Consider the following 26907-nt stretch of genomic DNA (forward strand, 5'->3'; position numbering starts at 1 on the left):
CAAAAACAAACAGCTTATTTTCCTTTCGGAAAATAAGCTGTTTGTTTGTCTTGCCACGGCTACCCTTTCACCGCGCCGGCTGTCATCCCGCTGATAAAATACTTTTGCGATAAAAAGAAGGTAATAATAACGGGTAGTGTAACTACAGTCGCCGCAGACATCAACAGATCATAACGGTTGGTATATTGTCCGACAAACAGCCTGATGCCTACGGGAATCGTTTGAACTTCTGGTGTCGTCGTCAGGACCCAGGCAAACATCAATTCGTCCCAAGCCGTCAAGAAAATATACACACACATAGCGATAATACCGGGCAAGGAAAGGGGCAAAATAACCCGGACAAAAGCTTGGATTCGATTACAACCGTCAATCCGTGCGGATTCTTCCAAATCCTTTGGAATCGAGACAAAGAAACTCCGGATAATCCAAATACTCATAGGTGTATAGAATGCTGAATATACCAGCACCATTCCCCAATACGTATCTACCATAGGAATACCGAGGGTGTCCTTGATATTTAAGAATAATAAATAAATGGGCAACAGAAACATAATACCCGGGATCATTTGCGTCCCGATGACGCTGATTCCGAACAATCCGGAGCCCGGAAACCTGTACCTGGCAAGTGCATATCCCGCCAATATGGCCAGGAAACAAGAAATCAGCATCGTTGCGGTACAAATCAACAAGCTGTTTTTAAAATATTGGCCAAAATTGATCGTTTCCCAAAGATTCTTGTAGTTAAGCCATTGCGGTTCAGGGATCGCCATGCTGGTGATTCCCTGCAGGATCTCGCCATTCGTATGAAGGGAAACCTTGACCATCCAAAAGATAGGGAATACGACAACTGCAACGATCACCCAGGTGAGCGTGTTTAGGGAGTAATACTCTAGTTTTTTCGCGATTCGGGTATTCAATCCACTCTCAACTCCGATCTAAAGATTCGATACCATATCCCGACAATGATCAACATAGCTCCCATCAGGAGGAAAGATGCCGCCGCGCCAACCCCGAAGGACCAATACCCGAAAGTCTGTCTGGTCAAGGCTGTCATGAGCAAATCGCCCCATTTGCCAGGGTAGCCAGAACCGTTTCCGAACATCATGGCGACGATATTGTAAGAGTACACATTGTTGATAATCTGGAATAAAAGCTGAACAGCGATGATCGGCTTCAGCATCGGAAGGGTAATGGTAAAGAACTGCCGCAATCGGCCGGCACCATCAATTTTCGCAGCTTCGTAGAGATCATCCGGAATCGTTTGGAGTCCAGCCAGAAAGACAACCATGATGAATGGCCAGCTTCTCCATACAGTAGGAATAATGATCGCCCAAATCGTATTTTGACCAATCAGCCAGAATGGCTTATCAGACATTAAATGCAAGATATCAACCAGAATATAATTAATGATGCCTTCTTTTTGCCACATGAATCCCCAAAGGACTCCCACAACATAGGAGGGAACAACCCACGGAAGCAGCATGGCCGCTCTGGCAATCCCCCTTCCCGGAAAATCCCGGTTCAGCAGTATCGCTACGAGTAATCCAATAATCATTACAGAAATGGTTACGACGACACTGTATATGGCCGTATTCCGGAGCGCGTATCCCAGACCTTGACGGACAGGATTATTTTCATTGAAAAGCAGCTCCGAATAATTTTTCAATCCAATAAACGGGGCTTTTAAATACTGGCTTAATGTAAATTGATTCAACTTCAAAAATGACATCACGATCCCTTGGATCATGGGCAAGACGTGAACGAGCATCATAAACAGAAAGGTGGGAAGTATGAATAAATACGCGATGCGGTATTCCCTAAACCCCTTTTTGAACCGGGCTCCGAAGGGTTTTCTGACTTCCGGCGTGTCCGGATTTCTTGATATTTCCACGGTGTCTCACTTCCTTCTAATAAAGTGTGCTATCAAGCCAGCACTTGATAGCACATTTTGATTGTTACTGATTCAGGATAGCACTGACTTCATTAGCTGCATCATCGAGCTGCTTTTGGATCGATGCTTCATTGTAAGTTCCAGAAACACCCGCTACAATGTCCCAGATATTTCCGAAGTATTTTACAAGAGCTGTCTCACAAGGTCCCCATTGAGGAATAGAAGGATAAGACATCCCGTAATTCGTAGCCTCAACCAATGCTTTATAATTCGGGTCGGATGCCAGCGATTCCATCACCGATCTTTTGCCCGGCAGCTGGCCGGATAATTGAGAATAAGTCAGCTGTGCTTCATCACTGGACAAGTACTTAATGATATCCCAAGCCGCTTCTTTGTGCTTGGAGCCTTTAAAGATCGTCAAGTGGCTGCCGCCAATAAATGTAGATGGTCCTGCAGGACCCGCTGGAAGCGCAGCTACGCCGTAATTTTGGGCTGCGGTTTTCCCGCCTACGCCGCCGTCCTCCTCAGGAGTTGCAAAGTTTTTGATCATCCAGGCGCCGCTCACCATGACTGCCGTTTTACCGTCCGAGAAGTCGCTCTCGATCTGAGATGAGTTCTTCTCGAGGGAAGCCTTCTCCACCAGTCCTTCATTGGCCAGGCCGGTGTAGTACATGACTCCTTCTAGAGCGGTTTTGTCATTGAACGTTACCTTTGTATTGTCTTCATTAAATACGCTGCCGCCCGCAGCCCAAATCCATGGGAAAATATTGTGCGGAACGTTCCAATCGTTCTTGCCCGGTACGCCGAAGGCGGTCATTTTCTGGTCTTCGATCTCGATTCCATTCAATTTGCTCAACGTTTCCTTAAAGGTATCCCAATCCTTAAACGCAGTTGCCGGATCTAACCCCGCTTTATCAAGGGCATCCTTGCGATAGAAGAGAGCCCGGGCGTCCACAAACCACGGCACACCATACACCTCGGAGTTCCCGTCGATCATCGTTGTTTTCCAGCTGGCAGGAAGATAGTTGGCTTGTCCCCCCAATTCCTCAACACGGTCCGTCAAATCTTCGATCCCATTCATTGCCGCAATGGCAGGCACCCAAGTGGTGCCCAATTGCAGAATGTCAGGACCTTGACCGCTCGTTGCAGCCGTGGTGATCTTCGTCCATGCTGAACCCCAGTCGAGAACCGTGACGTTCAATTTAACGTTTGGATTCTGATCCAGATAAGGCTTCATGGCTGTCATGAAATCTTTATCTGGCTTCGGACTGTTCGGCATAATCCAGGCGGTCAGCGTCACGTCTTCTTGCGGAGCGCCTGTTATTGAATTGCTGGCATCCTTGTCCGTTTGATTTCCTGAGCTGCTGCTGCCTTTGCTTCCCCCGCAAGCCGATAAGATCATGCTCATCATGACGATGATGGTCAAAAGGACTAGGCTGATCCGTTTCTTACTCATTGTTGTCCCCCCCGTTTTTCTTTCATTTAAATTAGATGCGTACGCAGTTGCCTGCGCCGTATTTTCATTGTAAAAAGAATCCGCGGGAACCAAAATAACTCGATTTAAACATTACTATGTTTTTATTGACCACCTTTTCTGGGGTTCCCTTCAACGGATGGAATGACTAATAAAGAAACAATTATTATGCAAAAAAATAAACGAGCTTCTCTGAATTAAAGGCATTCTATCACTGCCTTCAACCGGAGAAGCTCATATACGATAATATATTATAATTGCTCTCGAAATTCATTTGGGGTCATGCCATATTCTTCTCGAAATAATTTGCTGAAATACGCAGCATTTTTGAAGCCCATATGCTCGGAAATTTCGTAAATCTTCAGGGAGTTGTTTTTGAGCATTTCAACCGCCTTCAGCATGCGCTGCTTTTGGATATATTCGCTTATTCCTTCTCCAGTTTCAGTTTTATATAGCCGGGACAAATACACGGGATGGAGATAGACCGCATCCGCTATCGTTTGCAGGGATGCCGTGCTCAAATTTCGGTCGATGTATTCTCTTATTTTTAAGGTCATTTTTTCCCTTGAGCTTCTCTGCTCTGCCTGGTCGCTGCGCTGAATCTTATCCAGCATGTACAACGCCCACTCCGAAAATTGCTGGACAGAATAAACAGACCGATCCAGAACTGCTGTATTTCCGACTAGATCGCTTAACAGCCGATTATGTTTGTGTGCATAATAATAAAACGAACCGACCACCACCGTATAAGCTTCCCGGACATGCTCCTCCGACAAGTTCCCCGCTTGCTTCATATCTTCAATAACCATCTCTAGTTTCTCCCGATATTCGCCCCACCTGCGGTTTTCAAGCAGATGCTGCAGCGTAGGTGTTTCGTACAAACGATACAAGGGCTGTTGTACATAAGCTGCTTCGGGAAGCTGGCCAGACAGGAAGCAGCCCGACTCATTTGCCAGCCTGCTGCGGATTTGCTCCGTAATATAACTGTACAGCGTGCTAATGTCTTCGGGAAATCTCCCCCACTTGCTAACAATAATGGAGACGACCCGTTTCAAGTACAATCCGATATTACGTTGAAGCTGCATCGCCAGCGAATCGAATTTCTTATGTTCATCCACCATTTCGTTATCATCTCTGCCGGATTTGTTCCGGACAAGCAGAACCAGGAGGCCATTGGCATCCTTACAGGGCCATAAGTCATGGGAATCTCCCAACATCTCAACAGCAATATTCATGATGGCATATTCGACTAAGTAAAAATCCCGCTCATTAAACTCCGGCAGGCTTTCCTCCATTCGAATGACCATAATGCAAATTTCATCTCCTAAATGAAATGGTAGCTCATACAAGTCCAAAAGATAGACCAAGGAATCTTCCTTCACCCTGCCCATTAACATCTCATTTAGAAGCTTATCCTTCAAGATTGGCAAGCTTTCCTTCAGCGTATCGACGACACGTGTTTGAGAGACAACCTCCTGCCATTCCTCCTTGATTTTGTGTACAAGCCTGCTGATCACAGCAATAAGATCCTCATCGGAAACGGGCTTGAGCAAATAGTCGGAAACGCCATATTTGATAGCTTGCTTGGCATAGGCAAACTCTGCGTGGCCCGAGAGCAGCACGCTTTTCACGTGCCGATACTGCTGATAGATCTCTGCAACTAGTTCAATGCCTGTCATTCGGGGCATATTAATGTCTGCAATCACAATATCAACCGCATGCTCCGACAGAATCAACAACGCATCTTTTGCAGAATATGCCTTGTACACCGTCATAATTTCGAGCTGCTCCCAATCGATCGTGAAAGCCAGTGTGTCCACGATCGTCGGTTCATCATCAACAATCAGCAAACTTAACATTTGGTTCCTCCTGCTGTTTAGTCATGCAACGGATCGATACCCGTAACCCTCCCAAGCCGGAACGATCGAATTCCAGCCCCGAACCCGGTGCATACAGGTTCATAACTCTCTGACAGGTATTCCACAAGCCGCAGCCTGTTTCGGGGGTAAGTGGAAGGCTCATTTTTTCGCGAAGCTTCTCAAGCTTGTCCGGCTCCAGACCATCTCCAGAATCTTCGACAGTGATAACAAATCCTCCTGATATGAAGAAACCTTGGATTCGAATTTTCCCTTCTTGATCACTTTTTTCGATGCCATGAATAATAGCGTTTTCAACTAAGGGCTGGATAAACAGCCGGGGGATCGATATCTCCATAAGATCCTCGGAAATATGAACCTCGTAGCTCATCGGTTTGCGGAAGCAATGAATGTTCAGATAATTTTTTAAGAAGTTGACCTCCTCTCGAACCGTAGTCAGCGGATTTTCAAGACGGGTCGTATATCGGTAGTATTCTCCCAGATTGAGTGCCATAGCTACGACTTGCTCATCCTCGCCCAATTTGGCCATATTTTTAATATAAAACAGACAATTGTACAAAAAGTGGGGGTTGATTTGCGATTGCAGCTGCTTCAGTTCAGCTTCCTTTAATCGGAGCTTCTCCTCGTACACCTTTTCAATGAGCTCCTGAATGCGCTCCGCCATGTCATTAAAGCCGGAAAAAACATCTTGAAACTCATCCCGGTGCTTGGCTTGCAAGCGGGAGGAAAAATTGCCCGACCGGATATCCTGCAGCTTCACGACTAGCTCGTTGATGGGGTACTGTATCTGCCTGTATATCAGAGCAGTAATAATCACGCCAACCGCCAGCATCGCAACTATTCCAAGTATGAAAAATTGGCTGCTTTCCTTCACTGGCAGAACTACTTTCTCAAGCGGCACCAAATCGATCATAACCCAATCCAGACTCCCCACTGGAGCGTAATTGAGGAGCAGGCGATGCTCCTTGAAATTCAGTATCCGGTTGCCTGGCTCTTGCAATGAATTCCAGTCCAGCTGCTCCTTCCATTCTCCCAAATCTGAAGGAGGAGTCCCGATGAAGCCGAATTTCGGATGATACAGCATGGTGTGCCGGTTCGAATTTTGCTGGAATTTGTTAATCATATCGTGAATGTAGGTATCTGAAAACCGGGCAATGATAGCATATCCAGGAGCTAATCGAACCATAGTAAAATAGTTCTCGCTATTGCCCTGGCCTGGTTCGTAATTCCATAACCCTTTGCTAAGATCCACCTTCGGAATAGAAGCAAGCTCTTCATAAACCACGTCCGGCCGGGTAGAGATGACCTCTTCTTTTGATTTTAAGAATACGCTGATTTCCATAGGCCAGTTGGAGGATACACTCTGCAGCTTAATTCTTTCATACATATTGGATCGAAGCATATTAAAATCAAACAGATCTTCAGGCGCTGTCGTGTTTATGTATTGTTTCATAATGGAGTCTTCCTCTAACTGCAGCAAGTTAGCGGCCAAATTATTTACCTGGTTATCCAACTGAACTAGAAAGAATTGCAATTGTTCGTAATAGGAGTTTTGAATATCACTTTCGATCACATGGATGCTCACTCTATACGAGCGGCCGTTTAGCGCGACCGCAATGCTCAATAACACGAACAGTACGATCGAAAACTTTAACGACAACGTGAACTTGAACTTCTTTCTTCCCCTTTTCGATCCCATCATCATCACCTAGAGTCATTATACTAGTACAGAGTTGTAGATGGCGATCAGGAAAAAACAACATCTGATAACAAGTTGAGAAAAGTACAGCTAAGTTAAATTTCAGATATAGTTCATTCCCTAGAAGCCCCTTATTCTTGAATCAATGGGTTAAGCTCAGAGGAGGAACTTACATGACGAAAAGAAAAGTACATATCAAGGCTCTTGCCCACTTTTTCCGTATCAAATCTGTCAGTATCAAGCTGTCGATATCTGTACTCGTGGCGGTCATTTGCGTCGTCGTGGCCATATCCTCCATCTCATTTTATTCATTTAAAAATGCATATGAGCAAAAAGTGGCTGAAATGTCCGCCCAGACGCTGGAAATTGCGGGCAAAAAAACAGCTCAAATGCTTGACAGCTTTGTAGATATGGCTCACAGCCTTGAAAATAACCAGGACTTTGTAAATCGCGCAACCTATTATCAGGCAGCCGAACAGGACTCCTACGAGGAGAACTCGCAAAATTCGCAAATTCGGGGCATTCTTGAATCGCTGCTCAATGTCAATTCTTCAATCCGATCTATATCTATCATTCCTGAAGGAACACACCCGCTGATCACTACAGCCGATCGCAAAATGCTTGACCCCATTTTTTTGGATACGGACAAGGGCAAAATGAAAGAAAACAACTGGTACAAAAAAATCCAGCGCGAAGACGGGAACATCGTATGGCTGCAGCCGCAAAACACCCCTTATGTCACGCTGTACCAGAATGAACAAATTTACGCCATGGGCAAGCTGCTCAAAAGCCCGCTATCCAAGAAACCCTTGGGTGCTCTAGTGGTTGAACTGTCAACGGATAGCCTGGCGGAAACGCTGGAGGGCATCCAGATAGGACCGTCCGGAGAGAACCTGATTGTAGATTTGGAGCAGATGATTATATACTCTGAGGATCCTTCCTTGATCGGAACCCCATATACAGGCAGCCTCCCGGTGATTAACAACACGGTGGAGAGCATTCAAGCCGGATCGTTCAGCAACAGCGACGAGCATGGCAACTATCTGTATGTTTATAGTTATCTGCCGGAATCCGCTTGGATTATGTTGAGCTATGCCCCGAAGTCCAAGCTGCTGGCCGAGATGCGCCATATGCAGATTTTAATTCAATGGGCCGCTATTGCCCTGGCTGCTTGCAGTGCAGTATTGATCGGGTATATGGTTCAGAGAAGCATCGGAAAGCCGCTGAAGCGAATCAGTTCCCTCATGGCTGAGGGGGAACAAGGAAACCTGCGGATACGAACCAATACGCAGCGTATGGATCAAATTGGGGATCTAGAGCGAAGCTTTGACCGTATGATGAATCATATCACTCTGCTGGTAGAGCAAGTAAACCAGTCTGTAGATGCCGTGTTACATACTGCTGAAGAACTGATTCGCTCATCCGAGAGCACTTCATCCGCCTCCCATGATATATCGGCAGCGATGACACAGATTACCCATGGAGCCATCAAGGCTGCCGACGATGCGGAAATGTGCAACGGCCTTACCGTCCAGAACAATGAGCGGATCACCATCTTGAAATCATCCCACGAAAATCTGGAAAGACTCGGTCATCACTTGATAGAAGCAAGTAATCAAGGCCAGGAACATATGTCTTATATGCTGGAGCAAACCGGAGAAGTTGAAACCCGAACGAACCATTTAATTGAACAGGCTGCTCAGCTCCGTGAAGGAACCGGCAGCATTGAAAAAATAATTGAGTTTTTAAGCAATATTACGAAGCAAACTGCGATTCTATCTTTGAATGCTGCAATCGAGGCAAGCAAGGCTGGAGCGGCCGGCAAAGGATTTATGGTGATTGCAGAGGAGATCCGGAGGCTGGCAGATCAATCAAAAAATTCTCTCAACATGGTGAGCCAGGTGCTTTTCCATATCGGCCAGGATTCAGAGAATACCGTCGCCTCCCTGGCTGATCTCCATCCTACGCTGAGCCGCCAAACAGAATCGGCTCACCAATCGAAGCAAATCTTTGAGAGATTACACCAAGAGGTATCACATTTCATGGAGCAATTGTCGGCTGTGCAAGTTTCGGCAACCCAGCTGGAGGAATCCCAAAATAGCTTATCCGCTGCTATAGAATCAGTTAGCGCCATTTCCGAGGAAACCTCCGCGGCCAGCCAAGAAGTCCTTGCCCTAAGCAGCAATCAAAGGGCTGTCAGCAATGAGCTCTCGCAGTTGTCCAACAATTTGAGTATGTTAGCAAGTGAATTGCGCGCCATTCGTTAAGCCACTTCAAACTATGAAAAGATAATAAACAATCCGGAACAGGAGTGCCCTGCCCGGATTGTTTGCTGATTAATTACTAGTGTATCTTACCCAATCATAGTAAGCGTATAGCGGATTAGCTCCATTATACGACCCGAGCCAACTGTCTACTCCAGTGCCATTCCAAATATTCATCATTATTTTGCCAGGGGTTTTCGGAATATTCTTAGTTGCCCTATGCTTCGCAACACCGTCAACATACCATGTTATGGAGTCAGGCTGCCAATCGAAGGCATAGGTATGATAGCTTTGAGATGCGTCGAAGCCCAAATCAATGACCTTTTCATTCCCTCCAACACCGTTAGTAAAATAATTGAATTGAACTTTTGTCGTATCCTTGCCTAAAAACTCAATATCAATTTCATCCCATGGCGTGCCGTCGGTTGGCCCCGTGTAAGTAAAGAAGGACGAAACGATGCCCACATTTTTTGCCGGCTTCATATTCACCTCGTACAGCCCATATCCGGCTGTGAACTTGCTGCGATACTCCGCACAATCGAATTTATTATAGGAGGGGCTTGTAAGTGCGAGACGCAGCTTTCCATCATTTGTAAACGTTGCATTGTTAGCCCGCCAGGTACAGTTGAACATGTTGCCGTTAGAATACCCGTTGGCCATTTCCCAGGTCTGTGAATTATAGTACGTCATGGGTTCCCAAAACACAGTAGCGCCCTTTGCAGTGATCGCCAATGAAGTCAACAGAAGAAGCGAAGAGCAAAGCGCAATCCACCATTTCTTCTTCACATTTCTCACCTCTTGGTTCATATTTTCCCTGCTTGCCTCTTTTGGCCCCAAAATCCTCCTTTCCCCGGAAAATGCTTATAAAGTCATGATGCAACCTAATCTTATTGTTATTCGCCATAAATTTCCATAACAAGAAATTAACTTTAGCAGCAATTTTCAAACTTTTTAAGAGAGCTGGAGCAGGCAAAATCGGCAGCTGGGCACCCCCCCCTCACTTTCCGTCAATTCTCAGAAGCACTGCCTCCCGGGCCGCCTTCGTGAGCGTGCCGAGCACCAATTCATAGGAATGGTCAATCATCTGTTCCAAGTCCTCCTTAGGAAGGCTGCCGTCCGCAATGACCGTGTTCCAATGTGTTTTGTTCAGGTGGTATCCGGGGCGAACACACTCATGCTGCTCCCTCAGATTTGCCGCAATCACAGGGTCGCATTTCAACGAAATGTGCACCTCTTTGTCATCGCCAACCTCGGTAAGCAGCGCAAACATTTTGCCTCCTACCTTCATGACCAGCGGATCCGGACCGAACGGATAATCTTGGACAGCTCCTTTTTTGGATAAACAATAGGCGGTAAGTTGGTCGTACATGGTATCACCCTTTATATGAGATATATTAACTGGCACATTGTTATATTGATGCCTAATAGTATAAAAAGGAGACTATTTACAAGTGATAATTACTCTCCGTATACTTAGTAATAGCTTCATCGTAGTCTGGATACTTATACCCGAGATTTTCTGACACAGCTTTTGAGTATTTTCTAAATAGCTCATAACAAGTTAATAAGGACTTCCACATTTCCTGATAACCATTCTCAGAATAGGTTGAAAGGAGTTTTTCCCAATCTTCGTTTGGGAGGTAACGTTCTATAAACTTATAGTTCTTCCCCATACTCAAGTTGTATCCTTGCTCTAAGCCGATTTTCCAAGCCATCATTCTCAATAAATTTGGTCTTGCTATCTCGTTTAAATGGTCAATAGCGAATAGTATTTCTTTTCTCGCTAATCCTTTTACCACATATGTTGAAACCATCCAGAACTCATTACAACAATCATCGAATTCCCTAGCAGATGGCTTGTTAATCCAATATTGGCGATCATTCGCGATCACTTCGTGTTTGATCAGATTATCCTTATCAAGCAGCACCTTAACTAAACCATCGCTATTGGTAAAATAATCATCTATTTCATTCATTGGTATAAGTGTTAAGTCTAATTTATTTCCATCCTCAAATAGGATTATATATGAAAACCAATTACCTAAGTCTGACGGAAATAGCTCCATATCTTCGGGTTTTTGCATTATAACTGGATTCCCAAATATTTGAAGCCACTGATCATTCTCCTTGAAAGAATTAATATCCGTTACAAAGTAAGAGATGTCATAATCTTGGAATGTATCAGGGGGTATATTTTTGTTTGTACGTGACCCCTCCAAAGTGACCAATCGAATTCTATCATCATTTTTAGCGAAATCGATAAGAGTACTCATCATTTCATGTTCACTTCTCAATACCGTAATCCTCCGTTCCAACCGTCATGATCATACATTTCTAATTGGACGTTGTAATCTCTTCCTCCTTGCAGTCTAAGTAACGGAACCAAGCATAACCTTTTTCAAAAAAAAAATCACAGGCGAAAAGCCCGTGATTGAAAGTTGCAGTCCCATACTGCGTAAATGTATAAACAAATTAAGCCGTTTCAATTTTTATAGCCGACGTTTGCGCTTCAATACATAAAGCCGCGGCTTTAAAGGCATGCTCCTGCGTCATCGCGTTTTCCGTTCCGTTCAGAATATCCAAAATAAACTCACCGAAATAAGGGTATCCCACCTTGCCGGAACAGTCGAAGTGACGCTCGCCTTCATGGTTGACTAAATACAAATGGTTGCCGGATGCTTCCCGGGCGATATCGATGTATTTTCGGATTTCAATATACCCGTCGGTGCCTAATATAAAGGTTCTTCCATCGCCCCACGTGCCTAATCCATCGGGTGTCAGCCAATCCACGCGAAAATAGAACGTGGCTCCATTGTCTGCGACCAGCGCAGCATCGCCGAAATCCTCGAACTTCGGATAATTCTTAAAATTGTAATTGGCTACTTTACTGTGCAGCACTTTAGCGTCCTTGGCGCCGGTATAGGATAAAAATTGCTCGATTTGATGGGAACCGATATCGCATAAAATGCCGCCGTAATAGGCGGGATCAAAAAACCAGTCCGGCCGGGCCTTGACATTGGCGCGATGCGGTCCCGTGCCGATCACTTGAACGACACGGCCAATGGCGCCCTCCTCAATCAGCTGGCCCGCAAACACAGCGCTTTCCACATGCAGGCGTTCGCCGTAATAAATGCCCCATTTAAGTCCGGTCTCTTTCGTTTTCAGACGTGCCTGATCTACTTGCTCCAATGTGGTAAAGGCCGGTTTATCAACAAAATAATGTTTGCCATGCTCCAACGCTCTAAGCCCCAGTGCACCACGTTCAGATGGAATGCAGGCGCCGGCAATCAGTTTGATTTGCGGATCGTTTAGAATCTCCTCCTCGGTCTGTGCCGCTATCGCCTGGGGAAAAGTATTTACGAACCGCTTCACCTTCTCCGGGTCCGGGTCATAAACCGCCACGAGTTCGGCCCCTGCCTCCATGAGGCCGTTGCACATCCCATAAATATGTCCATGATCCAAGCCGATAGCTGCAAACCGAAACTCTCCCTTGCCAACTACGGGATTGGGTTTTCCTTTTGGCGCATAATTCATGCCGTCCTGCTTATTCGTCATTGTGTCTGCTCCTTTCGGGTTCTCAAGCATTGCCGCCCGACGTAATCGTATTGTCGCTAAAGTTCTCGATACTGGTTTTCTTGTCATAGAAATAGGTTGCGTTCTCCAGAATACCCTGACGCGAATAGAAAGGACTATCCGGTCCCAGCGGCAGCTTGACCGTCTGTCCGGTGCATGCGGATTGATAAATCGCCGTGATGAGCTCCAGCGTCCGTCTGCCTTGAATACCGTCTGCCAGCACAGGCGTGTTCTGTTCGATAGCATTCAGGACATCCAGGATCTGTCCGCGATGGCCTTCATAGGGAAGATCGGCTTGTTCATCGTAGACCTGCTGAATTTGAGCCTCCAAAGCCTTGTCCTCCTCCGGAAAACCGTTCGATTTAGAGAGGGATGCCGCCACTTTCCAGGGGGCAGATACACGCGCGTGCTTTCCTTGGAAAATCAGCTGCTGCTCCTGGCCATGATGCACCACGGAGCTGGTGATTTGAGCCAACGCACCGTTATCATAACGGGCTATCGCAATCGAGATATCCTCCACTTCGGCATTGTCGTGCGATGTATTGCTCATGACCGCGGTAACTTCGGCAGGCATGCCGTTCATCCATTGGAAAATATCGATGTGATGCACGGCATGATTTAACGTGCAGCCGCCTCCTTCCTTTTCCCAGGTGCCCCTCCACCACAAATCGTAATAACAATGGCCCCTCCACCAGTAAGAATCGATCTGTGCGTGTACAATTGGGCCGATTAATTTCGTGTCCAGCACATGCTTCAACTTCATCATAGGCGTAGTAAAGCGGTTTTGCGCCACGACAGATAAAATTTTACCGCTTCGCTCCGCTGCCTCATTGATGGCATCGCATTCTTCCAGCGAGGAAGCCATTGGCTTCTCCACGATGACATGCTTGCCAGCATTCAAGAAGGCGATTGCCGTATCCGCGTGAGTATACGGAGGCGTGCACACGGACACCAGATCGATGTCGCTGCGCTGGAGGAGCTCCTTGTAGTCAGCGTACACGGCCGCTTCCAGTTTAAACTCTTCTATTCTTTGCTTGGCCTTATCCGGGTAAATGTCACAGATGGCCACGATTTTGCATTGCTCCGGAAATTGTAAATACGCTTGGATATGCGCCGGGGAAATGGCGCCGGCCCCGATGACGGCTACATTTAACAATAGATTCCACTCCTTTAGGCTCAGGTGTAAATCGGGCCTCCCACTCGAAAGGCCCGACCAATTCATAAGTTACTGTTTGTAGAACTCATCGTATGCCGCCATTTTGCCTTCCATGACAGCTGTTCCGCCCATGGCCATGTATTCTCCAACTTTCTGTTCGTAGACCTTATCGAATTGATCCGGTTTAGCCGTCACAATCTTGGCCAGCATTTCCTTTTCGAAATCCTCCAGGATTTTGGCATATTTAATCTCGGCATCGACCGGAATGTCTACCCGAGGCAAGGTATACCCGTCATTATTGCCCGCTTGAATACTATTGACGGTGAAATCTTTGAAATTGGCGTCAAAGGCGTTGGCTTCGATATTTTTGTTCGGATCTTCCGTTGAAATGTATTTACCGTTGAGAATAATGCAGTAATCATAGTAGTTGTACAGCAGGTTTTGGGCTTCCGGCGTATCCAGCAGGACAGGCAGTCCGTCTGCAGTCATCTCGTACGATTTGCCTTCCTCTCCGTTTTGGAGCACCAGAATATTTTCAGGATCCGCCATCCAATTCAGATACTTGATCGCCGCAACCGCATTTTTGCTCGTAGCCGGAACCATTATATAGGCGCCGTTTGGTTCATAGACAGGCTTTGGATGTTTCCCATCAGGTGTAGAGAAAGGATCGATGGCCTCAAGCACAGCGTCTGGATTATTCGCTTTCAAGTTGGCATAGTAGCCGTTATAGACCGGTTCGTTCGTATTTGGCGTACCTGCGCCGGCAATGCTGTTGACGACTTGCTGGGCGAAAGCTTGACTGAAATCATCGCTGAGCGCGAAGTCCGGATCGATTAGTCCCTCATTGTACATCTGGTTTAACAGCTGGTAGCCTTCCTTGCTGCCCGGCTGAAGCCATCTTGGAACCGCATACAAGTCTTTGTCGGTAATTTCGTCCCACTTCCAGAAGGAATTCACCAAAGGCATCATATGGAACACATCGATATAACCGTAAGGAATCACTTTGCCTCCCGTATTGCCCGGATCCTTCTCTTTAAAGGCACGCATCGTGTTTACAAATTCCTCCGTCGTTTGCGGGATCGGCAGATTTAATTGATCCAGCCAGTCCTTGCGGATAAAAGTCGTCGTTTGAGCCTGAATTACGCGAAGCGCGGGGATGACATATTGTTTTCCTTCAAATACGCCGTAAGGCAGGGAAGGCCCCAATACTTTCTTCAGGTTGGGTCCGTGCTCATCAATGAGCGGGCCTAAATCGGTCAGACCGCCGCTTTTCACATAGTTTTGTACGGTCGGTTTGTTATACGTGAATACAATATCCGGTGCGGAACCCGATGCCATAAGTACGTTCAGCTTATCCACTTCTTCCGCCCGCGGAACCGTAACAAACTCTACGTCAATGTTGTTAGGGTCGCCGAAATTTTTCTGGATGTACTGCGCCATGAAGTTTTTCGTAATTGGCGGCTCGCCAGCTGGCGTATTGTTTCTGTCGAACAGTTCTACGGTGAGCTTAATCCGTTCCCCTTTAGCTTCCTTGGACGGATCGGCGGCACTACCGCCATTCCCTTCTTTGCTTGATCCATTTCCCCCGCTGCCGCAACCTGCCAACACCAATGTCACACTCATGAACAAAGCCAGCAGAGCAAACAGGGGTGAGCGATTTGGTTTTCGCATGCTAATGCCTCCCTTTTCATTGTTTATATATAGTGACCTTCAGCGCAGCCGTCGCTAGACTTCTGCCGAAGAGCAGCTATTTAATTCATTCAGGCCTTAGCAGGGCTATCCCTTGACGGCCCCTGTAAGCATCCCGGAAATGAAATACTTCTGCAGCCAAGGATACACCAGTAAAATCGGCAAGGTGGCAAACATAATGCTAGCCGACTGGATGCCTTGCGGAATCGGGGTTGCCGCGTTGAAGCCTTCCTGCGCCGTAGCATCGTTCACTTGGCTATTGATCACCATCTGATAAAGTTTTAACTGGAGCGGGTACAAATTTTTATCATTGATATAAAACAAAGCATCCTGGAACATATTCCATCGATCCACGGCGGAATATAGTCCAATGGTTGCCAGAATCGGCAGCTGCAGCGGAAGGACGATCCGGAGCAGGAATCGAAAATGACCGCATCCGTCAATCCAAGCCGAGTCCTCCAGCTCATTGGGCATCCCGCTAAAGGAAGTCCTCATAATAATCAACAAAAAGGCGTTGATCATCAGCGGCAGAATGAGCGACAAAGGTGAATTCAACAGGCCCAGTTCCTTCACAAGCAAGTAATTGGGGATAATACCCGGATTAAAGAACATCGTGACGATAATCAGTCCAAACATGATATTTCTGCCTTTAAAATTTCTGCGGCTTAAAGCGTAGGCCGCCATGATGGTCATTGCCAAAGCGACCGCCGTATATGTGGCGACCAGGATGACCGTAATCGCAAGAGAACGCATCATGGATGCATCTCCGAAAACCGCGGAATAGGAATGAAAGTTCCATTCCACGGGCCATAGGAACACTTCACCCGACATAATGGCCCTGTTGCCGCTGAAGGATAAGGCAAAGATATGGATCATCGGCACGACGCAAAATAATGAAAAAATGCCGATAAGCACGATGATGACGATATCAATGACTTTTTCAAAAGAATTCCTGATCACGTACGTCCCTCCCTTAGAAGATTCCTTGATTGTTGACTTTTCTGGAAATCAGTTCAGCCGTAAGCAGCAGGACCAGCCCGACGACCGACTGGAATAGTCCAACGGCAGCCGCAAGCGCAAATTGCGCGGACTGGATGCCGACCGTGTATACATAAGTACTGATGACCTGGGCTACATCCATCACATACCCGTTCTGCAAAGCATAAGGCTGTTCAAAGCTGATGTCCGCCATCCGCCCGATTTGGATAATGAACAACACGACGATAGTCGGTTTAATCCCGGGAAGCGCAATATGCCAAATCTTTCTCATTCGGCTGGCTCCGTCCACTTCTGCAGCTTCGTACAATTCCTTATTAATCCCTGTAAGCGCTGCCAAATATAGAATCGTTCCCCAGCCTGCATAATGCCACACTCCGGCTCCCGTATAAGTAAGGATCCACATGATCGTATTCTCGAGAAACGGAATGGGCTGTCCACCAAGACTCTTTATAAATTCATTCACGCTGCCCGTGTGGGTAGCCAGCAATTGAATAGCCATCCCGCCGACAATGACCCAGGAGATAAAGTGAGGCAAATACAAGAGAGTTTGGCTCAAGCGCTTATACCAGTTGATGCGCAGCTCATTGAGCATAAGCGCCAAGATGATCGGAATCGGGAATGTCAGCAAAGAAATCACATTTAACATTAGAGTATTGCGAAGCGCTTTATAAAACTGCGGCATCGCAAAGATCTCCCGAAACACGTCTAGTCCGACCCACTCGCTCGCCCATATGCCTTTAAAAATGTTGTAGTCCTTAAAAGCGACCACGACCCCCAGCATGGGGATGTACTTGAACGTAATAAAGAATGTCATGGGCAATACCATCAGGAGATACAACGGCCATTGCCGTTTAAACCCGGTCACCGCGCTCCGTCGTTTGACGGTAAGTTCTGTACCCGACCGGCGCACCTCTGTTTGCATAGGCGTCATCCTTTCCGCTGAAGTCTGTTGTTTGCTTGGAGCTAACTATACAACAGGGAATTTCCCTTGCGAAATTCTCAATTATTTTGGGGCACACACCTTTTTTTTGCGGCCCATTCACCTTTTTTATATGCCTATCTATTTTTTGTCATGGCAGCCCCGCTGCGAAATTTCAGGCATACAAAAAAAGAAGCCCTTGAGAGGAATGCATGCGTCATGCATATCCCCCAAGACAGCTTCTTCATTTATGATCTACTTATGATCCTGATAAGCCCGATGTTTCTCTTCCTGAACCTGCCTTCCCCCCATCATCATATACTCTGCTACTTCCTGGTCATAAACGGAATCGAATTCCTCGGGTTTCGCCGTAAGGACTTTCACAAAGATCTCATCATTCTTATCATTCAGGATAGCTGAGTATTTGATTTCAGACGGCAGGATGGTTGGGATCCGCGGAGTTGCAATTCCGTCGTTCATTCCATATTCCACGCTCTGGAGCGCAAAGTCTTCAAAGCTGGGAATCGAAGCATTGGCTTTCAGATTCAACTGTTCGTCCGTGCTGCTGACATATTTACCATTAAGAATAATGCAATAATCGAAGTAATTAAATAGCAGGGTGTTCGCATCATCATTCTCCAGTGTAACTGGCAATCCATTCTCCATTTCGTAGGTTACCCCCTCAATCCCGTTCTGAAGGGTAATATAGTTTTCTGGCTGCGCCATCCAATTCAAATACTTGATCGCTGCCTCGGCGTTACGGCTCGTTTTTGGGACCATAATGTACATACCCGTCTTTTCCAAAATCGGCTTTGTTTTTTTGCCATTCGCATTGGTGAAGGGATCAATGGGAGTCAGTATCGCGTTTGGATCGTTTTTCTGCAACTCGGCCAAATACCCCATATACACAGGCTCTATTGTATTAGGTGTAGCGGCGCCAACGCGGCCGTTCACCAAGTCCTTCTGGAATTGCTGGGCATACCTGTCGAGATGGAAATCAGGATCGATCAAACCTTCATGATACAGCTGGTTTAGAAATTTGAACGCCTCTTTGTTCCCCGGCATTATCCATCCTGGATCGGCGTATAAATCCTCCTCGGTGATGCGCCCCCAATCCCAGAACGAGTATTGCAATGGCGCTATATGATAGTAATCGATATGTCCATAGGGATAAATAGTTTCCCCGTATTTCTCCAGCCTGATCTTCTTGAACGCTTTTAAGGCTTGGTAAAACTGCTCTGTCGTTTCTGGCAGAGGCAATTCCGCTTCCTTGAGCCAATCTTCACGTATGAGGGTCGTGCTGCGGGCCGTTAGCACCCGTTTGGCCGGAATCGCAAATTGCATTCCATTTATGCGTCCATAGCTTAGAATTTCCTCCCCCAGGACGGTTTTCAGGTCTTGGCCGTACTGATCCAGCAAAGGAGAAAGATCGGTTAATTTACCTTGAGTGACAAAGTTATAGACCGTAGGAAGATCGTACGTAAACACGATATCCGGGGCCTGATTGGCAGCCATAAGCACTTGCAGTCTCCCCACTTCTTCAGCCCTGGGTATCGTAATGAATTCAACCTTGATTCGTGCCGGATCTCCAAAGTGCTTTTGAATATACTGCGTAATATAATTATCCGTAATCGAATTCGCTCCAACGGGTTTGTTATTACGTTCGAACAGTTCGATTCTTAACGTTGTCCAACGATCAGTCGGAGCGGATTCGTCGGCCCCGAGGCTCCGGCTGGCACCCTCCGCGTGGCCTGATTTATTCGAGCCCGCAAGGCCGTTACAGCCCATCATAAATGACAAGATGGCGGTGACCACCATGATCGAAGTTAAAGACCGCAGAAGCGGCATGGAGACCCCCTCCTCCTCGATTGCTAAAACTGTGTTCTATATCGTGCGGTACATACTGCGAAACTCCCCTGGGGGAACGTCTTGAAGCTTCTTGAAAGCCCGATAAAATGAATTCACATTCTGGTAACCGATTTGTTCTGCGATCGATTGAATCGAATCCTCTGTTTCTATTAATAGCCGTTTGGCCTGCTGCATTCTGATCTTCAACACATAATCAACGAATTTCTCGCCCAGTTCCTCTTTAAATAGCAGGCTAAGAGCGCTTGGTTGAAGTTTGAAAATATCGCTTACCCGGGCCAGGGACAAATCCGGATCAGCAAAATGCGCGTCAATATAACCTTTGGCTTGCATCGCAATGCTGTGATGTCTTCTAGCCTGCCGGTCCTCATCCACACAAGCCTCGAACATCGCCATGATGCCCATGAACTGATATTCGAACTCATCCAGCGTTTCTGCCGTTTCGTTCAGGTGGGCAAAGCGATGCTGAAAATCCTGCTTCCAAATTTCTTGAATGTTCGAAGATAACGCATTAACCGCCTGATCCATCCGCTTGGCAAAAATATTTACAAGCCCAGTCATGTCCTGCTTCATAAACCGCATCTTTCTTAATTCCGTGAAGATCTGAGTCAATTTCTCCCGCCAATCGCTCTCGTTCATTCGGAAGGATTGAACCGCCTGATCCAGAGCTTGCAGGTAAACGTAATTGTCCAGGCTCAATTTGCCGGCGCTCTTACGATTATCAATAATCGTATTCGTTCCGAAAATCGTTTTTAGTCCAACGTTGTCGTGTGCATTGCGGTAAGAATCCGCGATGGTTTCGATGGAATCAGAATCGGCCCCCACCCCGATCGTTATCGTAAGCTCCAGGTGCTGATTGATCCATTTTTGGAATTCCTCCGCGTAAGCTGCCGTCGTTTTGCTGCTGCGTGGATCGGCTGCAATATGCTGGACGACAAAAGCGATTCGATGCGGTTCCATCCAGACATCCCAAACAAATGAATGATGGTTTTGCCCTAGGTCGCGAAAGGCGCTCTCGATAATAAATTTGAGCAAATGCTGATCCTTGACCTTGTATTTGTCAGTAAAGCTAGAATAATGATCAATTTCCACAACAATAACCCCTAGCCGGTCATACGCATCAGGCAGGCTCAAATCCGTAAGCTGCTGCTTGAATTCTTGGTCCGTTAAAAAGAGATGGCCCGCCAACAAATCGCGAAAAAGACGCTGCTGCCGCAGCAAACAATCTTCCTTATGGAGATTCTCATAATCCAGAGACCTTTGAAGCAGATGATCCAATGCCATTTCTATAAAAGTGAACTCATTATTCGCCCCCTTAATACCAAGCTCCTCACTTTTTCGGTTCGAAAACTGGCCTACCTTTTCCATAATGGAATGAATCGGCTTGTAGTGCATATGCGTTACGATGGTAAAGCCGACCAATGCCAGTAAAATAATAAAGACCAGAATAAACATCCATACACTGGAGAAGAGGGACAAAATATTGTAACCGCTATCATAAGCGCCCTGAGAAATAAACCTCCAGCCTGTATAATCAGATTGAACCATAATCATGTCTGACCCGGTGTCCGAAGCCGATGGAGCGGTATCGTCGCCTTCTAATAGCAGTACTGAATTGGAATCGCTTTCATTTAGCGAATTGAGATAATCCATAAAAGACCGCTGGTATACATTTACGACAAAGGCACCACGCACTTCATCCCCCGTATAGGCGAACTTCACAAGCGAGACAACCTTCTGCTTGTCCTCGTCAAAAGCCGCATAGGCAAATAAGCGCGGGTCATGCCAGTCCGTCGACTCTTTCTTGTCATAGTTAAACATTAAAAATTCACGGTCGCCAAAAGAGTCCAGCGCATACGAGCCAAGATCCGAAATAACCCGCTGCTCGTTCTCATTGTACATATAGATCGTATTGGAAAAAGGCAGGGCTAGACTTAATTCGATAATTTTCTTCTGCAGCATGAAATCGTCAACGGCATGCTTGGGCCGATCAGAAAAATACTCCTGAATATCGTTATCCATTAACAATTTGCTGACTACATTGCGTTCAATTAACATCAAATTGGCATCCAGATTAAAGACCATACGATCCAAGATCGCGTTGTTTGTCTCCTTGTACTTCTTCTCGGAGGCATTATTCAATACAAGGAAAATAATAAAGATCATCGAGGATATGATGACGAAGAGAATAGGAGCATATGAAAGAATCGTTCGATAATACCAGTTCATTTTCATAGAGCTAATCTCCCCAAAAGCAGTTTCATAGATTATAAGAGGAAACTATCTATGTTGTTAATTCACATTTTATTTAGCATTACCCTTTTTTATGCCTGGACCTTATATTCGACATGGAGGCCTGTTTAACCTGCAAAATTTAAAGAGTATCGGACAATTAAATCTTTGGTTTACAAAATAGAGTACTCTCTCTGTACGTTTTGCTTCAAGTCATTTAATAAATTAAACAAATAACTGCGTTCTCTATTTAAATTGTCCTCCAAATTTCTCTTAATTCGCTCCAATATATTCGGATTCAATGTTAAATTGTATTTAATAACCAGATTTCGCAATACCAAAAAATCATTTTTCAGCTCTATAATCGCTTCCAAAAAATTCGAACTATGCGAAACAACCTCTAGATCTAACAAATATTTTATTCGCATTTCCATTAAAATCTTATGTTCATAGAGTAAATGGAAGCCCCGCCAATCCAGCTCCAACGATTGCTCTGCATTTGATATATCAACCAATAGTCTATGATATGCATCAAAACCATAGTCAATTTCTTGATCCTGAATAAGGTCATAATTTTTTTTAGAAAACAGATAATTTTCTATATTAAATATGATTTGGGGCAAATTAATCTCACAGGTGTATTCCTTCTTCTTTTTCAAATAACGGATATTCGTCATAAAATCATAATTAGTTTTTATTGCCCAATAACCCTTTTCCACTTCATCAAAAGTGCATTCAGTTACAATAAACTTTCCGTTTTCTAGATTATCAGCAATGGTAAATGTGCTTTTATTTAAATCATATCCACATATTAATACTTCATGGGGAGAAGGATACTTTTGATATGAACTACTCTGCTTGAGATAGTACCTATCCACATAAATATACATATAATAGTCCATTTCCAAAGCTTCGATAATTAAGTTTTTAATTTTTTTATCCCATTTATAGTCAACAACAGTCCGAGGAATTTCATAGTAGGATATTCCTGGGCAATTACTAAGAAGCCGGACATGATTATCAAAAGCAAAAATCCCCCAAGTATGAGCATATGTAATTTGAATAAAGTTATTATAGATCCATGGCCACAACCGATCATCCATTATAGAGAATAAACAGCCGTAAGAAGTATACGTGCTGACTTCTGGTGTTCTCATATATAGATTTTTTTTGGACATTTATAAATCCCCCGCTTTCAAGGTCAAATTTATATTTTTGATTATCTCTAATATCCGAATGAAAGTTTATACTTTTTATGGTTACTTTTAATGATTATATAAAATTAAAGTAATAATTCCTGTCGAATTTTGTTAATGTTATGTATTTGATAAGAATCTTTTTATACGTTTCCTCTTTTAACTCTAAGTTTGCTCCAAATGGAAAAACCCAGATTGTCGATCTGGAGTATATTCACCTATAGTTTGCACTTTACCATTTCTTATTGTTCATAAATGCAAGTATTACATGACTGCACTCGAGGCAGGAACGGAAGATATTCATAGAAGCCATAAGATAGAATTTCCTAAGCAGCCTACTGCCCCATGAAAAAAGACTGTCTCGAAATACTTTCGTATTTTGATTACCTTGATATTCCAATTACGTGTGAAACCGCAACAGCGCCCACGGTAATACTGGCGTTTTTTTGCGTACCACCTCATCAGCACGTCCATAAAAAAACGGCTCTCCCGAGGGAGAACCGATCATTGAAGCTGTATACTAATCCATTTGAATGTTGGACTTCTTGGACTCAGAAACCATCCTGGCTTCTTTGCTTCCTAATAGGAACGATAAGATAAAAGTAAAAACCACAACACATATTACAATATATATTTGTTCTCTTATAGCATTATAAATGTGACCATTGTCTATCTGTGAAAAGTATAAAGTGATGAGCCATCCCGTGATAACTCCGATAACAATTCCTATCATGCCAAATAATCCACATTGAACGATAACAATTTTCCTAATTTGACCGTGGGTTGCACTTATCATACGAAGTATTGCCATTTCACGACGTTTCGTCAGGAGGATAGCCGATAGATGATTAGCCATCCCGCTCAGTCCCATCATGAGCAGCAACACAAAAGTCGCTCCCAATATCAAAATGCGCTCGGACATTTGCTTTGACAGCTCCTGCAGCTGAGTAGATCTGTCGCTCCAATTGATTTCGTCATATTTATTCATTTGAAGCATCTTTATATGCTGATCTACAAGCGTTTTCTGGGTCGGATCAACGTACAGCATGACACTATGCACATTGGGTTGATCCAGTCCTGTGAGCGCAGAGTTGTTCCAATCCAAAAGCAGCAGCGAGTCTTCGTTTGCATACAACTGATCTAATACTGCTGCAATCGTAACTTTCACCTGGCGGTAAGGGTCTTTATAATCTAAAGGAACGATCAAAAACTCCAAAGTATCCCCCTTCTTAACACCCAACATTTCGGCGTAACGCGCTGTTATCATTACCGCATTTTGGGGTTCGATTTCTTGCGGCAATTGCAGATTAAGTTCCTTAACGAGAGAATGGATATGAACCAATTTATAGTTCGCCACTTCTCGTTTCAAAACAGGTTTATTGTGTTCATCTTTTATAAGTGGAGAAGGGGATGACTTTAAATTCAGCCATCTCTGATTGCTCTTTGAGAAATCATAATTATCCAGAATTAATGTCCGATTGACGCTAACCGGAATAGCCGTTTTCACACCTGGTATTCGTTGCAAATCTTCTTGTATTTCAAACGGAACAGTCGAACGCATGCTTTTATTGCTCGATACTAAAATATCAGAGATGTAATTTGACTCTATTTGCTTCAACATGTTATCTCCAACCCATGTATAAATCGTGACGATCGGAATAGTCAATGTCATGGATAAACCAATGATAATAACAGCCAATGTACTTTGGGCTCGTTGGAAAATCAGATTTTGAACAGCAATTTTGGATTCTATGCCTGCTATTCGTTCAAGGAGCGGGGACAATATGCGCAAAACAGGTGATATCCAAAAGGGAGTTAACATATAAAGAGAGCTGGAGATCATTAATCCTCCTACAACATAGAACAGAACATGCAAGGAACTTTCTTGATCCCCCCATCTGCCTATGCCTGCGCAAAGAAGACTAATCACCAATAACCCGACCGCTATCCATTTCTGAGTATTCCGTGGACGCAAATTTTTATCAAGTATGTCATTGAGGAATTCCATTGGTAAAACTTTTGAGGCTTTATGGGCAGGAATCAAGGAAGTTAAAAAAACAAATAAAGCGATGCTTAATGCAGTGACCGCAACGTATTCATATGAAATTGACACTGAAAATAAAGGGATGGAAAGATACCGAGCCATCCAATCTATGGTTATTCTCGTTAATAATACACCTATAAGCGAGCCCAGAAATGACCCGATAATGGCAATCGTCAACCCCTCTATACAGACCATCAACTTCAATTGACTCGGACTTCCACCGATCATACGTAGAAGAGCTAACTCTCTTTTTCTCTGTTGTACAGTAATGTAGAAACTACTCAGAATCATAAACCCACTAGCAAATACAACCATAATCCCTAATGCATATCCGATGACTAAAAAACTATTTAATTTATCTCCCTCTTCAGAGTCACCTACGATATCCACATCCGGTATGGGATCAAAGTTGTCCTTCACAAACCGCGAAAACCTTTGCTTATCATGATCTTTGACTAAATCTATTAAAAGAAGATTAACTTTTACGTCGCTTCCTGCAATCTCTTGCAGGGATTGCAAATGAAAAATGGCATAGTCCGGCAACGGGCCGTCTGGCCCGTAACGATCAGGGATAATTTCCTTTACGACCCAGGGCTGTGAAGATGGAAGAGACGGTATGGATGTTTCACCGTGTAATTTCACACCCCAACGTTCGGCAAGCCTCTCGGTCAACACAATTTCAAAGGGCTGCAGAGCTTGCGTGAATTTATAGGTAGATTTCGCAATTTCGGAATGATCAACCCCAACAACATAAAAGTCGGGAGAGAGCCCGGGAATTTTAGGCGCTGCCAATATTTGCGCAAAGCCTTGAACCATCGTACTGCTCGTAATTTGATCTATTTGTTCTGGGGTAAGTCCTTGTTCAGCAGTCCTATATCCCACCATAATATCTGTATATCCAAATTGATCAAACTGTTGTTTTTTTATTGAAGCATGAAGCATCTGACCCAACAGCACCACACTAGTTAAAAGAACCGTACCTAGCATTACGCCGATGAGCATATAGATCATCCTACTCTTTTTCGCAAGAAGCATCTTCCAGGCTAGCATCAGAATAACCATCAGATATCAACCTTTCCTTGCGATGCAAGTTGAAGATCGACGATAACCGAAACCCGTTTATTGTGGTCACATTCCTTATCATTAGCATGATCAAGAACCAGTTTGCCATCGTGTAAAAAAATGACCCGATCCGCATGCGCAGCCACTTGAGGATCGTGAGTAACTAACAGAATGGTTTGATTGCGATGTTTCTGAAGTTGAACCAGTAAAGACAAAATATGAGAGGTCGTTACTGAATCCAAATTTCCTGTTGGTTCGTCAGCTAGCAATAGGCAAGGATTTTGAACGAGAGCTCTCGCGATCGCGACACGCTGCTGCTCTCCACCCGATAAAGTGTGAGGATATTGTTTTCTTTTGTTGAACAAACCTACTTTTTCAAGCAGATCTCTCGCTTTATCGTAAGCCTCTTTCTTCTTCACGCCTGCCAGCAACAAGGGCATGGCAACATTGTCTTCGGCATTAATCGAAGCAATGAGATTAAAAAACTGGAATATGAATCCAACTTTTTCTCTTCGGTATTGTGTAGCATGTGGTTCTACGGAAATATCTTGCAAAGATTGACCATCTACTCGTATATTACCTTCCGACGGTTTAATCAATGCTCCGATAAGTTGTAGTAAAGTTGTTTTACCAGAGCCGCTTTTCCCCATAACGACAATGAATTCTCCACGAGATATAGTTAGGTTAATATCCTTAATGACATACGTCATTTCTGAATGCGTTGTATAGAATTTGCTAAGGTTTTCTATTTCCAGAATCACAGTCAAAATGCTCGCCTCGATTCGATTTCGGTGTCGCACTGCACATAATTATTAGAATTTATAAATTCTTTCTGATCTATTCCCCTTATCTCCATCATACCGGGAATTTGCCATCGCCATTATATCCCTTAGTAAATCAGTACTTTTTCTTTATTGCACTGACTCTCTTTAAAATTCGAAATAATCAGACTCAAAACCAAGTTCG

At 44.7% G+C, this 26907-nt stretch carries 19 protein-coding genes; 1 reads left to right on the forward strand and 18 read right to left on the reverse strand.

Annotated features, from left to right (window positions below; translation table 11 throughout):
• Positions 1-59: 59 nt before the first annotated feature.
• From GNP95_RS17160 to GNP95_RS17180, 5 genes are all read right to left on the reverse strand, one after another.
• Positions 60-917 (reverse strand): carbohydrate ABC transporter permease, encoded by an 858-nt coding sequence (locus GNP95_RS17160; protein ID WP_155612086.1) that lies wholly within the window; start codon positions 915-917, stop codon positions 60-62.
• On the reverse strand, positions 914-1891 hold the full coding sequence (locus GNP95_RS17165; RefSeq protein WP_330163480.1) for a carbohydrate ABC transporter permease: 978 nt from the start codon (positions 1889-1891) through the stop codon (positions 914-916). Before GNP95_RS17165 ends, GNP95_RS17160 begins: the two co-directional genes overlap by 4 nt.
• Before the next feature lie 64 nt (positions 1892-1955).
• Positions 1956-3347, reverse strand: coding sequence for a sugar ABC transporter substrate-binding protein (locus tag GNP95_RS17170; RefSeq protein ID WP_155612087.1), 1392 nt, complete (start codon positions 3345-3347; stop codon positions 1956-1958).
• Positions 3348-3616: 269 nt separating this feature from the next.
• Positions 3617-5224 carry a response regulator transcription factor gene (locus tag GNP95_RS17175; RefSeq protein WP_155612088.1) on the reverse strand — a complete coding sequence of 536 codons (1608 nt, stop codon included), beginning with the start codon at positions 5222-5224 and terminating at the stop codon, positions 3617-3619.
• A complete protein-coding gene (locus GNP95_RS17180; protein WP_196427219.1) occupies positions 5202-6902 on the reverse strand; it encodes a sensor histidine kinase in 1701 nt (566 codons plus the stop codon). Before GNP95_RS17180 ends, GNP95_RS17175 begins: the two co-directional genes overlap by 23 nt.
• Positions 6903-7114: 212 nt before the next feature.
• On the opposite strand from GNP95_RS17180, the gene GNP95_RS17185 reads away from it, so the two are divergent.
• Entirely contained in the window at positions 7115-9208 is a 2094-nt protein-coding gene (locus GNP95_RS17185; protein WP_155612090.1) for a methyl-accepting chemotaxis protein, read from the forward strand.
• A gap of 69 nt (positions 9209-9277) precedes the next feature.
• Here GNP95_RS17185 and bglS read toward each other — a convergent pair whose 3' ends face one another.
• From bglS to GNP95_RS17250, 13 genes are all read right to left on the reverse strand, one after another.
• Positions 9278-9991 carry a beta-glucanase gene (gene bglS / locus GNP95_RS17190; protein ID WP_413773757.1) on the reverse strand — a complete coding sequence of 238 codons (714 nt, stop codon included), beginning with the start codon at positions 9989-9991 and terminating at the stop codon, positions 9278-9280.
• A gap of 211 nt (positions 9992-10202) precedes the next feature.
• Positions 10203-10574 carry an MmcQ/YjbR family DNA-binding protein gene (locus tag GNP95_RS17195; protein WP_155612092.1) on the reverse strand — a complete coding sequence of 124 codons (372 nt, stop codon included), beginning with the start codon at positions 10572-10574 and terminating at the stop codon, positions 10203-10205.
• 76 nt (positions 10575-10650) lie between these two features.
• Positions 10651-11499 (reverse strand): aminoglycoside 6-adenylyltransferase, encoded by an 849-nt coding sequence (gene ant(6), locus GNP95_RS17200; protein WP_155612093.1) that lies wholly within the window; start codon positions 11497-11499, stop codon positions 10651-10653.
• A 178-nt stretch (positions 11500-11677) separates the two neighbouring features.
• The gene (locus GNP95_RS17205; protein WP_155612094.1) at positions 11678-12760 is read right to left on the reverse strand and encodes a Gfo/Idh/MocA family protein; all 1083 of its coding nucleotides are present in this window, start codon (positions 12758-12760) and stop codon (positions 11678-11680) included.
• Between the two features lie 22 nt (positions 12761-12782).
• The gene (locus tag GNP95_RS17210) at positions 12783-13934 is read right to left on the reverse strand and encodes a Gfo/Idh/MocA family protein (protein ID WP_155612095.1); all 1152 of its coding nucleotides are present in this window, start codon (positions 13932-13934) and stop codon (positions 12783-12785) included.
• A gap of 69 nt (positions 13935-14003) precedes the next feature.
• Positions 14004-15605, reverse strand: a complete 1602-nt coding sequence (locus tag GNP95_RS17215; RefSeq protein ID WP_155612096.1) for an extracellular solute-binding protein — start codon at positions 15603-15605, stop codon at positions 14004-14006.
• 105 nt (positions 15606-15710) lie between these two features.
• A complete protein-coding gene (locus tag GNP95_RS17220) occupies positions 15711-16583 on the reverse strand; it encodes a carbohydrate ABC transporter permease (RefSeq protein ID WP_330163481.1) in 873 nt (290 codons plus the stop codon).
• A 13-nt stretch (positions 16584-16596) separates the two neighbouring features.
• Positions 16597-17544 carry an ABC transporter permease gene (locus tag GNP95_RS17225; RefSeq protein WP_155612097.1) on the reverse strand — a complete coding sequence of 316 codons (948 nt, stop codon included), beginning with the start codon at positions 17542-17544 and terminating at the stop codon, positions 16597-16599.
• A 252-nt stretch (positions 17545-17796) separates the two neighbouring features.
• Positions 17797-19389 carry an extracellular solute-binding protein gene (locus tag GNP95_RS17230; protein ID WP_155612098.1) on the reverse strand — a complete coding sequence of 531 codons (1593 nt, stop codon included), beginning with the start codon at positions 19387-19389 and terminating at the stop codon, positions 17797-17799.
• 36 nt (positions 19390-19425) lie between these two features.
• A complete protein-coding gene (locus GNP95_RS17235) occupies positions 19426-21642 on the reverse strand; it encodes a helix-turn-helix domain-containing protein (protein ID WP_155612099.1) in 2217 nt (738 codons plus the stop codon).
• 170 nt (positions 21643-21812) lie between these two features.
• Complete coding sequence (locus tag GNP95_RS17240) at positions 21813-22796, reverse strand: hypothetical protein (RefSeq protein ID WP_196427220.1); 984 nt, start codon at positions 22794-22796, stop codon at positions 21813-21815.
• A 559-nt stretch (positions 22797-23355) separates the two neighbouring features.
• Complete coding sequence (locus GNP95_RS17245; protein WP_155612101.1) at positions 23356-25941, reverse strand: FtsX-like permease family protein; 2586 nt, start codon at positions 25939-25941, stop codon at positions 23356-23358.
• Positions 25941-26702, reverse strand: a complete 762-nt coding sequence (locus tag GNP95_RS17250; protein ID WP_330163485.1) for an ABC transporter ATP-binding protein — start codon at positions 26700-26702, stop codon at positions 25941-25943. Before GNP95_RS17250 ends, GNP95_RS17245 begins: the two co-directional genes overlap by 1 nt.
• Between the last annotated feature and the right edge of the window lie 205 nt (positions 26703-26907).

This window comes from Paenibacillus woosongensis (assembly GCF_009725165.1).
In the GTDB taxonomy this organism is placed as follows: domain Bacteria; phylum Bacillota; class Bacilli; order Paenibacillales; family Paenibacillaceae; genus Fontibacillus; species Fontibacillus woosongensis.